This window comes from Dyadobacter sp. (genome assembly GCF_051859145.1).
Taxonomy (GTDB): domain Bacteria; phylum Bacteroidota; class Bacteroidia; order Cytophagales; family Spirosomataceae; genus Dyadobacter.
On record NZ_JBHYGF010000063.1, the window covers coordinates 1 to 12,626 of the forward strand.

Here is a 12,626-nt window from a genome sequence, read left to right on the forward strand (position 1 = left end):
TCTCCGGCTGGGTCAGTTGCGCAACTTTATCAGAATAAAGTCCGGCGCAGTTCACGATCAGTTTGGTCTCAAATACTTTTCCACTCGCCGAAACCACTTCCGAATGCGAAGTTTTGCTTCGAACATCAGTCACCTTTTCACCAAACAAAATTTCGCCATCCAGTTTCCGAAAGCATTCCGCGTATTTTTCACAAACCCTTTTGTAATCAATGATACCCGTATAAGGTACCCAAATCCCTTCTAAACCAATTACATAAGGTTCTTTCTCACGGATCTCCGCCTGCGTTATCATGCGGTTCTTAGTAAGCCCATTCTGATTACCTCGCTCGAAAAGGTTACGGAGTAATGGGCGTTGTTCTTCCGAAGTAGCAACTACTATTTTGCCGCATAAATCATAAGGTACGCCTTCTTTGTCACAAAAATCAAGCAGCATTCTATATCCCCGAATGCAGTTGGTAGCTTTCAGGCTCCCGGGTTTGTAGTAAAGTCCCGAATGGATCACGCCGCTATTATGGCCTGTCTGGTGCTTTGCCACTTCGTTTTCTTTTTCGAGTAAAAGTACCTTTAGTCCCGGTCTTTGCTCTTTAATGCGCAGGGCAGTAGCCAAGCCCACGATTCCTCCCCCTATAATTGTAATATCGTACATGACAGCTCAGTGATTTTTTGTTGTAAAGGAGGTTTAGCCCGGGAAGGATATTTTACCCATGGATACAGAAGGTACTCCTTCTTTTTTACCAAAATCGCATCGAACCCCGGCGACTGTTTCATTGGCAAGTACCGCAAACAAAACAGCTTCTTTTGCGTCACCGGAAATGCCGAGTTCATCAATCAAGCCAACAGGCTCAGCCAGCGCGCTGCTGATCGCCTGCATTAAAACCGGATTGTGCGCGCCGCCGCCGCTTGCATATATTTTGTATTCCTGGCCAGCTTCAATGCAGGTTTCGATCGCATCAACAATGGTATCTGCACTCAGCTGCGTAAGTGTGGCAATCAGGTCTTCATTCGACAGGGAAGTTAAACCCGTTTTTTCAATTGCGTTTTCTACAAATTCGAAATTGAAAACCTCCGGACCTGTTGTTTTGGGAAATGGAAGATCAAAGAATGGACGTGATTTCAGCTCGTCTAATAGTAATTCATTCACATTCCCGCTTGCAGCTATTGCGCCATTTGCGTCATAAGGTTTGTCAAAAAGCTTTCGTGTAAAGTAGTCGAGCAAGGTATTTCCGGGGCCAGTATCTGTGGTGAAAACGGCGGCTGCATTCAAGTGTCCGGGTAAAAATGTAAAGTTGGCAATCCCGCCCATATTGAGCAGAATGCGGTTTTCATCCTTTTTTGAAAATAGATAATAATCCCCGTAAACAGCCAGCGGCGCACCTTCTCCGCCCGCAGCAATGTGTTTTTGCCGGAAGTCGCTGATCGTGATGATGCCCGTTTGCACCGCAATGTGATCTCCATCGCCGATCTGCAAGGTTGCATTTGGATACTGCGAAAGCTGGTGTTGTTTCTGAGGCGCGTGGAAAACAGTTTGTCCGTGGCTGGCGATCAGATCTATTTCAGACGGACTTATTCCCCAGTTTTCCAGAGTCGCCAGGATCATTTTTCCGTGCGTAATTCCAATGTAAGGATTGAGGAGACAAAGCTGTTGAAAATCAATCTCACGCTTTGCAAAAATGGTTCTGATCTCTTTCCGGAATTCGTCTTCGTAAGGGACTGTGGTAAACTTTTCCAGGGAAAGGGAAGTAGCAGTTCCGCTATTACGGATATTACAAACCGCAATATCCAGCCCGTCGAGCGAGGTACCGGACATTAACCCGATAATGCGCCTGGGCTCACTGTTAGCAATTTTATGAAGTTGTTCTACGTGGTTTTTCATAGAATCAAGTCGAAAAAAAGAAGTCAAGTTCCAGACGTGGGCGCCTAGTCTTGACTTCTCGTATAATGCATAATTCAGACAATTTTACTTACCCGCCGGCTGATTTGGCGCAGCTGCCTGCGGTTTGTTCTGCGCGTTCGGATTGTTCTTGTTTTGTCCTGATCTGTTTTTCTTCTTCTTCTTTTTCTTCTTCTGCTCCTCGCTGTATTTTTTATCCAGATTTTCGAGGTCGCTGTTCAGTTTACCAGCTCCTTTTTCCAGACTTTTCTCAGGTTCGGGCGTCAAAATTTCCAATGACTCCGGAATGATATCCTTTTTATTTAGATCGATAATCTGCAACACTTTGTCAATCGCGACCGGGTACCAGTTGGTGTCTTTATCAAACCCAAACCACATGATTTTTTTAAAGATATCTGTCTTTTGCAGCGTAGCAATGCCCTTTTTGGTTTTCAAAGGCGCGTCCACTGTCGGAATATCTCTTAATGCATCAATGTAAGTTTCAAGCTCGTAGTTCAGGCAGCACTTCAATCTGCCGCATTGACCTGAAAGTTTCGCCGGGTTAAGCGACAAATTCTGATAACGTGCTGCTGATGTCGATATATTCTTGAAGTCCGTCAGCCAGGTAGAGCAGCAAAGCTCGCGGCCACAAGACCCAAGTCCGCCAAGGCGGCTCGCTTCCTGGCGCAGACTGATCTGCCTCATTTCGATACGCACCTTAAATTCAGAAGCCAGACTCTTGATCAATTCCCTGAAATCGACCCTTTCTTCCGAAGAATAATAGAATGTCGTTTTGGTATTGTCAGACTGGAATTCTACATCCGACAATTTCATATTCAGCTTCATTTCCCGGATAATTTCGCGGGTACGATAAAGCGTCGGCATTTCGCGGGCCATTGCCTGCGTGTGCTTGTCCAGATCTTTTTCCGATGCAATGCGGTAAATCACATGCATATCGTCATTGATTACCACATTCTTCCGCTTCATTTGAAGCCGCACCAATTCTCCTTGCAGAGAAACGGTACCTATATGTTGGCCCGAGGCCATTTCACAGACCACATAGTCGCCTGTTACAAATTCCAGTTGGTTGATATTGCGGAAATACTCTTTTCTTCCTCCCTTGAATTTTACCTCAACAACGTCAAAACGCTGCCCGGCAGGAACGTCCATGTGACTGAGCCAGTCAAAGACATTCATTTTGTTACATCCTCCGGTTCCGCAATTTCCCTTACTTCCACATCCGGATACTGCTGTACCACCGGTACCGCATCCCCCGGATGAACATGATCCGCATCCCATAGTTACTCCTCCTCATCAATCGTTATAACGTATTAAATCAACACCGATATCGTGACGGAAATATTTACCCTCAAACTGCACAACCTGGGCTGCGCGCTGCGATTTGTGAACCGCATTTTCGAGGGAATTGGCCAGGCCGGTCAACGCCATAACCCTGCCTCCATTCGTCACAATCTCGGTATTAGCGTTAAAAGTAGTGCCAGCATGGTATAAGTATACATCCTCTACTTTTTCGCTTCCGGAAATTACCTTTCCTTTTTCATAATCCCCTGGATAGCCGCCGGAAACAACAACTGTTGTAACTGCTACCTGCGGGGATATTTGTATATCAAAATCATTCAGCGTTCCTTTTGCAGTCGAGGCCATTAACATAGCCAGGTCCGATTGGATCCGCGGAATTACAACTTCGGTTTCAGGATCTCCCATACGCACGTTGTATTCAATCACGTAAGGTTCACCTTTTATATTCATTAATCCAATGAAAATAAAACCGACATATTTAATGCCTTCACTTTTTAGCCCATTAAGCGTCGGTTTGACCACTTTTTCATCAACTTTCCGGAGAAAGTTAGCATCAGCAAATGTAACAGGCGAAACTGCGCCCATTCCGCCGGTATTTAGTCCGGTATCACTCTCGCCAATGCGTTTGTAGTCTTTCGCTTCGGGTAAAATTTTGTAATGTTCTCCGTCAGTTAACACAAATACGGAAAGCTCTATACCCTTCAAAAACTGCTCAACAACAACTTTATTTCCAGCGTCGCCGAATTTTTTATCCACCAGCATTTCCCTGAATGCAGTTTCAGCTTCGGGGAATTTTTCGGCAATTATCACTCCTTTTCCGGCGGCCAGTCCGTCGGCCTTCAAGACGATAGGCAGTGGGTGCGCTTCGAGGTATTCCAGACCGATTTCCAGTGTTTCTGCTGTAAAAGTTCTGGAAGAGGCAGTTGGAATTCCATACTTCTGCATAAATGCTTTGGAAAAATCCTTGCTTCCTTCGAGCTGCGCGCCGGCTTTGTTCGGACCGATGATCTTCACATGCGCCAGACTTTCTTTTGACTCAAAATAATCAACAATTCCATTCACGAGCGGCTCTTCCGGACCTACGATCACGAGCTCGATTTTATGCCCGATTACTGCGTCGGCAATTGCGTCAAAATCATTGTAAGAAATAGAGAGGTTCGTTGCTACACTTGCCGTACCGGCGTTTCCGGGGGCTACAAACAAGCTGTCACAAAGAGGGCTTTGGGAGATTTTCCATGCGAAAGCGTGTTCTCTCCCGCCGGATCCCAATATAAGTATATTCATAAGTTGGTTAAAAAATGCAAATTGGTGGTTGGTGCGAATTGTATGTCAGAACTTAATTAGCCAGCTCCGACAAGAACTTAATACGCATCAGCCTCAATTCTTCTTCACTGATTTCATCGTTTGCAAATTCGTCGAGCGCTACGGCAATATTATCAGTTTCAGCGCTCATAAAATAATCGTATATATCCTGTTGCCGCTCACGATCGATCACCTGATTGATATAATAGTCAAGGTTCAGCTTCGTTCCCGAGTAGCAAATGTGTTCAACTTCTTCAATCACGTCCGCCAGTTCAAGGTCTTTCACTTCCGCTATTTCATCCAGACTGACTTTCCGGTCAACCTGCTGAATAATGAAAATCTTGATCTTCGACTTATTTACTGTGGATTTGATAACAACATCTTTGGCAGTTTCGATTTCATTCTCCTCTACATAGCGGGTAATCAGGTCGATAAACTGCCGGCCAAACTTCTGTACTTTCCCCATTCCGACGCCATTGATCTGCGCCATTTCCTGCTGGGTAGTAGGGTAGGTAGTGGCCATTTCTTCCAGCGACGGGTCCTGGAAAATTACGTAGGGAGGCAGGTTCTTTTCTTTCGCTACTTTCTTGCGAAGTGCTTTTAACATACCAAGCAAAGCTTCGTCGTATGCGTGCGCGCTTCCGCCGGTAGCAGCTGCTTCTTTATCGTCGTCCTCCGGTTTTACCTCTTCTTCCTCGAAATTATGGTCTTTGTAAAGCGTTACCTGGTAAGGATCATTCAGGAAGTTAGCTCCTTTTGTGCTCAGCCTGATTACACCGTAGTTTTCAATGTCTTTTTCCAGGTAGTTCAAAATCACCAGCTGGCGGATGGTAGATACCCAGTAATCGCGCGATTCATTCAGCTCCAATCCTTTTCCGTACACATCCAGCTGATCGTGCTCGTAGCTTTTTACATACTGGTTTTCGGTTGCTGTCAAGAGATCCGCAATGTGCTCACAGTCAAAACGCTGTTCAGTTTGTGATACCGCTTTTAGTACCAGGATCACGTCTTCCTGAACCTTTGTTTTTTCAGTTGGCTTAACGCAGTTGTCGCAGAAACCGCAGTCTTTTTCGAGGTACTCCCCAAAATAGCTCAGCAACTGTCGCCGCCGGCAAACGCCCAGTGTGGAGTAAGCGACCATTTCATTCAGCAAATGGCGTGCGTTATCTCTTTCGGTAACTGTTTTGTCTTTGTTAAACTTTTCGAGCTTCTGGATATCATCGAAGCTGTAAAACATCAGGCAGTTACCTTCCAGTCCGTCGCGGCCTGCACGACCAGTTTCCTGGTAATATCCTTCCAATGATTTTGGAACATCGTAGTGGATTACAAAACGAACATCCGGCTTGTCAATCCCCATTCCGAATGCGATCGTTGCAACAATCACGTCACATTCTTCATTCAGGAATGCATCCTGGTTCGCCATTCTGGTATTGCTGTCGAGGCCGGCGTGGTACGGTAGTGCACGTACGTCGTTTACATTCAGCAGCTCGGCTACTTCTTCCACTGTTTTGCGGCTGAGGCAGTACACGATACCCGACTTCCCTTTGTTATTGCGGATATAGCGGATCAGCTGCTTTTTTACATCCTTTTTAGGACGGATTTCGTAGTAAAGGTTCTTTCTGTTGAATGAAGATTTAAAGGTTTCAGCCTCTTCCATTTGCAGGTTTTTGCGGATATCCTGCTGCACTTTTGGCGTGGCAGTTGCAGTTAATGCGATAATGGGAAGCTGTCCGATATTTTCGATAATGCCGTAAATGCGGCGGTATTCAGGTCTGAAATCGTGGCCCCATTCAGAGATACAATGTGCCTCGTCAATCGCTACAAACGATATTTTAACCCTTTTCAGGAAGTCGAGATTGTCTTCTTTGGTGAGAGATTCGGGGGCAATGTAAAGCAGTTTGAGGCTGCCGTCTAGCGCGTCTGTTTTAACGCGTGTCATTTCAGCCTTCGTCAATGTGGAATTCAAAAACTGTGCATTAATCCCGAAGGCGGTCAACTGATCGACCTGGTTTTTCATTAATGCAATTAGAGGGGAAATAACGATCGTCAGTCCATCGCTGACCAGGGCAGGTAGTTGATAGCAAAGAGATTTGCCCGCTCCGGTGGGCATAATTACGAATGTATTTTTGCCAAGAAGTATGTTTTGAATAATTACTTCTTGGTCTCCCCGGAACTGACTATATCCAAATATTTCTTTGAGTTTTTCTTTTAACGTGTCTAGTACGACATGATCAACCTGCTTTACCATACTCTGTTAACAAAATGGTTATTCCAAACTTCTATATCTTTGTTTTTGAATTGAATATCCACAATTGTATTCCTTTTAAACTGTGTTTCAGATTTGAAATTAATAAAAAATATCCAGTCAATAGCAAAAGAAGTAATACGGCAGGAGGCAGAAGCTTTGCATACAATTATTGAACTGATTGACGATGAATTTGAAAGCTGCGTATACGCTATTTTAAATTCCGGCGGCCGCGTTGTGATTTCAGGAATAGGCAAGAGCGCCATCGTAGGGCAGAAAATTGTAGCTACTTTAAACTCAACCGGAACGCCCGCATTGTTCATGCACGCCGCCGACGCGATCCATGGAGATCTCGGGATGATACAGGAAAATGATACCGTACTTGTGATTTCAAAAAGCGGCGACACGCCGGAGATTAAAGTACTGGTCCCACTTGTAAAAAGAACAGGTGTCAGGATGATTGCCATGGTAAGCAACAGGGATTCTTACCTTGCCAGAAATGCAGATTTTGTGTTAAATGCATACGCAGCCAAAGAGGCAGATCCATTGAACCTGGCGCCTACCACAAGTACCTCTGTGACAATGGCGCTTGGTGATGCGCTGGCCATTTGTTTGCTGGAAGCAAGAGGTTTTACGCACGACGATTTCGCCAAATACCATCCGGGAGGCGCATTGGGCAAGCGGCTTTACCTGAAAGTATGCGACATATACCCGCACAATGCAATGCCGAAAGTTTCGGAAAATGCGTCTTTACAGGAGATTATCCTCGAAATGACCTCAAAAAGACTGGGAGCGACCGCGGTAGTGAAAGATGAAAATCAAATGGCCGGCATTATAACCGACGGCGACCTGCGCCGCATGCTCAAAGAGCACAAAGGCACAGAGCTGCTAGATCTTAAAGCCAGAGATATCATGACGATCTCCCCGATTACGGTTTTACCTGAGGAATACGCGGTAAATGCATTGGAAATCATGCAATCGCGGAGCATTACCCAGGTTATTGTGGTCGAAAACAACGAAGTGCTCGGCTTCGTCCACCTGCATGATTTGCTCCGCGAGGGATTGGTGTAATTCCCCTTTGCCCCCTGAGCGAAGTCGAAGGGCGCAACCATCAAACAGCTACCTGAAACGCTTGGACTGCTGAACTGTACGCTCGTCTTTGCGGATAAAGCGATTTGCAAAAACATTGGCGAGCATTGCACCTACCAATCCGTAAAAGCCGAAATCATATTTTCCAGGTAATTCCGGATCAAACAGTTTGGCTGCTTTGTAGAAAGTAAAATAAATCACAAGCCCCATTAAGACCGTCATCAAAATGGAATTCACTGCGCAAAGTGCAGATTGCAAAACGCGGTTTTTATACTGGGATACAGCATAAGCAGCCACGCCGGCAACAAGCACCGCCAGAATAATGAGGTAATAAACGGGCTGAATATTCGCTTGTACGGGATCTATCTGGTGCGTCAGCTTTGTCGCAGTCAGTATTGCGCTTTCATCTCCTGATAGTGCAATTTTACTCCATATCGGAAAAGCGAGGAACAAGCCCATTCCTACAATGGTAATGGCTAAAAAAACAGTTTGTATTCTCTGTAACATTTCTTTAAATATTATTTCTACAAAAATCTGAAAGGCAAGTCGAAAAACACAGGAACGTGGCGAAAAAATCAGGAAACAACGTCGCCGTACAAATCGAACTCCTCGGCCGCATTGATTTTTACATTCGCAAAATCACCCAACCGCACGTACTGACTTGCTGGTACCAGTACTTCATTATCTACTTCCGGAGAGTCAAATTCCGTCCGGCCGATGAAGTGCCCGCCTTCTTTTCTGTCAAACAGCACTTTGTAAGTATTGCCGATTTTACTCTGGTTCAATTCATAAGAAATACCCTGCTGCAATTCCATGATCGCATCTGCACGTTCCTGCTTGATCTCGGCAGGAACATCGTCTTCCATTGTAAATGAATGCGTATTGTCTTCGTGCGAATACTGGAATGCGCCCAGACGGTCAAAACGCATTTTTTCTACAAACTCGTAAGTTTCATCGAAAAGAGATTCTGTTTCACCAGGGTGACCTACGATCAATGTGGTACGCAAGGCAATCCCAGGCACTTTTTCGCGAATGCTGTAAATCAGAGATTCTGTTTTTTCGCGGGTAATACCTCTGCGCATTGATTTCAAAATCTCCGTGGAACCAGCTTGCAGCGGCATATCAAGGTATTTACAAACATTGCTGCGCTCATTCATAATGTCCAGAATGTCCATCGGGAAGCCGGCAGGGTATGCATATTGCAGCCTGATCCATTCAATTCCTTCCACATCCGAAAGCTGCGCGATCAGGTCAGACAAGTTTCTTTTTTTATAAATATCCAGACCGTAGTAGGTCAAGTCCTGGGCAATGAGGATCAGTTCCTTAGTCCCCCGTTTTGCAAGTGATTTCGCTTCTTTAACCAACTCGTCGATGGGACGGGAGATGTGCCCGCCGCGCATGATCGGTATCGCGCAAAAGCTACATGGACGATCGCAACCTTCGGCTATTTTCAGGTATGCATAATGCGTCGGGGTAGTCAACAAACGCTCGCCAACCAGCTCGTGCTTGTAATCCGCTTTCAATGTTTTGAGCAAGCGGGGCAGTTCGTTGGTGCCGAACCAGGCGTCAACGGTCGGGATTTCTACCGAAAGTTCGTCTTTGTAGCGGTGCGACAAACAGCCTGTAACATATACTTTGTCCACCATTCCGGCAGCTTTTGCATCGGCATAGCGCAAAATGGTGTTGATGGATTCTTCCTTGGCATTATCAATAAAGCCGCAGGTATTGATAACTACAATCTGCGAATCATCTTTCTTTGACTCGTGCGCAACTGCAAAACCGTTGCCTTTGAGCTGCGTATACAAAACTTCTGAGTCAACCACGTTTTTGGAGCAACCAAGCGTGACAATATTGACTTTGTTTTTTACTATTCCTTTGGTTTTCATTGGGATTAGCTATTGGCGATTAGCTTTTAGCTATTTGCTTTTTGAATGGAAAATTGAATGCATGCTGTCACCAGCGAAGTAGTTGATTATGAACTACAAAAAGTTTACAAGGTTCAATTTGCTTTATTGATTTTAATTTTTCGGGCAGACTTGATATTCGTAATGCTGCGGCTGGAATGCAGAATATTTAGAATCTCGATCCGAGATGCGGTTATTCTATAAATGACCAAGTAACCTCCGAAGCGAAGATTTCTGTACTGTTTAGATTTTGTCAGCAAGTAACGACACTCGGGATGGTGCAGGAAATCTGTTGAAAGTGTCTTAACCTTTGATATAAGCTCATCAATGAAAACAGAAGATGAAGCGGGAGAAAAAGTCTCGCAGCCATATTCGTAAATATGTTCAAGGCTTGACAAGGCTTGTTGACTGAACTTTACTTCTCGTATTTCAGCTTCCACTCACTGATTTTTTTTGTCACTTCATCAATGGAATAAAAAGGACCTTTCTCAGATTCTCTGATCATCACAGAAAACTCTTCCTGACTTAGCGGAACTCCGGGAGCTGTCCAATTCTTTGCTGATGTCTTAGTTTTGCCCATAATCAAAGATAAAAAACTTACTGTTTTCAACCAATCTTCTTAAACAAAGAATCCACAAACTCACTTCTGTCAAATACCTGCAAATCATCCATTTTTTCTCCGACACCGATGTATTTTACCGGAATTTTAAATTCGTCGGAAATCCCGATTACTACGCCGCCTTTGGCGGTTCCGTCGAGTTTCGTGATCGCCAAGGCTGTAATATCGGTTACTTTGGTGAATTCTCTGGCCTGGATAACTGCATTCTGGCCCGTACTGCCGTCGAGTACGAGCAATACTTCGTGCGGCGCGTCAGGAATGATTTTCTGCATTACCCGCTTGATTTTCGACAGCTCGTTCATCAGGTTGACTTTTGTATGCAAGCGGCCTGCGGTATCAATGATAATTACATCCGCACCTGACTCGGTACCTTTTTTCAATGCATCGTAAGCTACTGCCGAAGGGTCGGTGTTCATTCCATGGTCGATCACGGGAACATCAACTCTTTTTCCCCAAAGTTTCAGCTGATCAACTGCGGCTGCGCGGAAGGTATCTGCTGCGCCTAACACAACTTTGTGGCCGCGCTGGTGAAACTGGTGTGCCAGTTTCCCGATCGTAGTTGTTTTTCCAACTCCATTCACACCTACTACCATGATCACATAAGGTTTCGGCAAATGCTGGGTTTCAAAACTGTCTTTTATATCAACGGATTTACTCTCCGTTAGTAATGCTGCAATTTCGTCCCGGAGAATGCTGTCAAGCTCGGCAGTGGTTGCATATTTGTCTCTCGCCACGCGCTCTTCAATGCGCTTGATCACCTTCACAGTAGTTTCAACACCCACGTCCGAACTCACCAGAATGTCTTCCAGTTCATCCAAAACGTCTTCATCAATAGTGGTTTTACCCACGATAGCGCGTGAAAGTTTACCAAAGAAACTGTCTTTGGTCTTTTCAAGACCTTTATCTAATGTTTCCTTTTTCTCCTTCGAAAAAAAACCGAATAAACTCATAATCCAGGTATGTTGATGGATCAAAAATAAACAAAAAAAGTCCCAAAAGGGACTTTTTGCAATTTACACTTCGGCTGCCGGGCAGCCCGGTGCGCTCAGTGCGACAGCACTCGGAGGCACTTGTCAGTCTGAGCGAAGCCGAAGACTTAGTTTTTCAGTGCGCCTTGAACACCGTCAAGGGGTACGATTTCTTCTTTGAAGGTATAAGCTCCTGTTTTAGGAGATTTTACGGCTTTAATCACTTTCGCGAATGCTTTACCGCCTTCTTTTTTCAGGGTAGCAACTACTTTCTTTGCCATGTCTGTATATCGTTAAAGTTTTAAAACTTATTTAATCTCCTTATGTATAGTATAACGTCTCAGGAATGAATTGAATTTTTTCAATTCCATACGGCCTGGCGTATTCTTGCGATTTTTTGTAGTCACGTAACGTGACATTCCTGGAACACCGCTATCTTTTTGTTCTGTGCATTCCAATATAACCTGCACTCTATTACCTTTCTTAGCCATTGCTTTAAATCATTTTTACAAACAGGAGTGCAAAAGTAACAACATTTAATTTAAACACAATAATCAAGTCAAAAATATCGGCAGAAATTTCAGGTATTTTTCACAAACAATCGGTTGCTTAACAGATTGTCAGACAAACTGGTAACGTGTATAAAGTTGCCTTTAAAATCTAATTTCTGACCATTGAATGAAGGAAATATGAAGCAAACATGCTTTCTTCGTGTGGATGTTTGCATACAATCCTTAATCTGGCGGAAAATCTAAATATTGAAAACAATGACTATCAGTAAAAGCACTTCTTTGGCGGTTATGGCCTTGGCAGTTTACTTCATTACAGGCTGCTCTTCAAAGGAAGATCGCGATAAATACGATCATTATTATGGTTCAGGCAGTAAGTCAAGAGAGGAAACAGCGCTTGTAAAGCTGGCTAACGACAGAAAGAGTCAACCTGAAACACCAGCAACAGCTCCCGTCGCATCAGCAACACCTGCTGCTCCGGGCGATTCTGCAAAAGCTGGCGACACAGCAGCAGCACCCGCAGCGGAAGCTCCCGCCGCAGCAGCAGCTCCAAAAAGAAAGCCTGTTCCTGCTGACGTATCTGCATTATTGAACAAACACGCATGTTTCGCCTGCCACCAGGCTTACGATAAGGTAATCGGACCTGCATATTCCGATGTTGCGAAAAAGAAATACTCTGCCGATGAGATCGTGGCGCTTGTACACAGCCCGAAACCTGAGCACTGGCCTGGATTTCCTCCGATGGCGCCGATGGCACACGTTCCAAAAGCGGATATCGTCGTGATTGCCAACTGGATCAA

Annotated in this window: 14 protein-coding genes; 2 read left to right on the forward strand and 12 right to left on the reverse strand. The window is 44.8% G+C overall.

The window, feature by feature from the left end; translation table 11 throughout:
• The 5 genes from ACTIE6_RS05080 to recQ all read right to left on the reverse strand — a co-directional run.
• Nucleotides 1–646: FAD-dependent oxidoreductase (locus ACTIE6_RS05080; protein ID WP_439555595.1), on the reverse strand; the 646-nt coding region annotated here is incomplete at its 3' end.
• A 33-nt stretch (nt 647–679) separates the two neighbouring features.
• Nucleotides 680–1,873 (reverse strand): anhydro-N-acetylmuramic acid kinase, encoded by a 1,194-nt coding sequence (locus ACTIE6_RS05085; protein ID WP_439555596.1) that lies wholly within the window; start codon nt 1,871–1,873, stop codon nt 680–682.
• An 84-nt stretch (nt 1,874–1,957) separates the two neighbouring features.
• Entirely contained in the window at nt 1,958–3,067 is a 1,110-nt protein-coding gene (locus tag ACTIE6_RS05090; RefSeq protein ID WP_439555597.1) for a PSP1 domain-containing protein, read from the reverse strand.
• 117 nt (nt 3,068–3,184) lie between these two features.
• A complete protein-coding gene (purD, locus tag ACTIE6_RS05095) occupies nt 3,185–4,474 on the reverse strand; it encodes a phosphoribosylamine--glycine ligase (RefSeq protein ID WP_439555598.1) in 1,290 nt (429 codons plus the stop codon).
• Nucleotides 4,475–4,526: 52 nt separating this feature from the next.
• Complete coding sequence (gene recQ, locus ACTIE6_RS05100; RefSeq protein WP_439555599.1) at nt 4,527–6,740, reverse strand: DNA helicase RecQ; 2,214 nt, start codon at nt 6,738–6,740, stop codon at nt 4,527–4,529.
• A gap of 93 nt (nt 6,741–6,833) precedes the next feature.
• On the opposite strand from recQ, the gene ACTIE6_RS05105 reads away from it, so the two are divergent.
• Complete coding sequence (locus ACTIE6_RS05105; RefSeq protein ID WP_439555600.1) at nt 6,834–7,808, forward strand: KpsF/GutQ family sugar-phosphate isomerase; 975 nt, start codon at nt 6,834–6,836, stop codon at nt 7,806–7,808.
• Between the two features lie 48 nt (nt 7,809–7,856).
• Here the strand turns inward: ACTIE6_RS05105 and ACTIE6_RS05110 are convergent, their stop codons facing one another.
• The 7 genes from ACTIE6_RS05110 to rpmG all read right to left on the reverse strand — a co-directional run bounded on the left by ACTIE6_RS05110 (nt 7,857) and on the right by rpmG (nt 11,808).
• Nucleotides 7,857–8,333: a DUF4293 domain-containing protein gene (locus ACTIE6_RS05110; protein WP_439555601.1), complete on the reverse strand. Its 477-nt coding sequence runs from the start codon at nt 8,331–8,333 to the stop codon at nt 7,857–7,859.
• Between the two features lie 68 nt (nt 8,334–8,401).
• The gene (rimO, locus tag ACTIE6_RS05115) at nt 8,402–9,712 is read right to left on the reverse strand and encodes a 30S ribosomal protein S12 methylthiotransferase RimO (protein WP_439555602.1); all 1,311 of its coding nucleotides are present in this window, start codon (nt 9,710–9,712) and stop codon (nt 8,402–8,404) included.
• A gap of 113 nt (nt 9,713–9,825) precedes the next feature.
• Nucleotides 9,826–10,170 carry a type II toxin-antitoxin system RelE/ParE family toxin gene (locus ACTIE6_RS05120; RefSeq protein ID WP_439555603.1) on the reverse strand — a complete coding sequence of 115 codons (345 nt, stop codon included), beginning with the start codon at nt 10,168–10,170 and terminating at the stop codon, nt 9,826–9,828.
• Nucleotides 10,146–10,310, reverse strand: coding sequence for a hypothetical protein (locus tag ACTIE6_RS05125; RefSeq protein WP_439555606.1), 165 nt, complete (start codon nt 10,308–10,310; stop codon nt 10,146–10,148). Before ACTIE6_RS05125 ends, ACTIE6_RS05120 begins: the two co-directional genes overlap by 25 nt.
• A gap of 26 nt (nt 10,311–10,336) precedes the next feature.
• Nucleotides 10,337–11,299 (reverse strand): signal recognition particle-docking protein FtsY, encoded by a 963-nt coding sequence (ftsY, locus tag ACTIE6_RS05130; protein ID WP_439555604.1) that lies wholly within the window; start codon nt 11,297–11,299, stop codon nt 10,337–10,339.
• 146 nt (nt 11,300–11,445) lie between these two features.
• Nucleotides 11,446–11,598, reverse strand: coding sequence for a DUF4295 domain-containing protein (locus ACTIE6_RS05135; RefSeq protein ID WP_015813059.1), 153 nt, complete (start codon nt 11,596–11,598; stop codon nt 11,446–11,448).
• Nucleotides 11,599–11,625: 27 nt separating this feature from the next.
• Complete coding sequence (gene rpmG, locus ACTIE6_RS05140) at nt 11,626–11,808, reverse strand: 50S ribosomal protein L33 (RefSeq protein WP_031528413.1); 183 nt, start codon at nt 11,806–11,808, stop codon at nt 11,626–11,628.
• Nucleotides 11,809–12,084: 276 nt separating this feature from the next.
• On the opposite strand from rpmG, the gene ACTIE6_RS05145 reads away from it, so the two are divergent.
• On the forward strand, nt 12,085–12,626 hold a 542-nt coding region (locus tag ACTIE6_RS05145), incomplete at its 3' end, for a c-type cytochrome (RefSeq protein WP_439555605.1).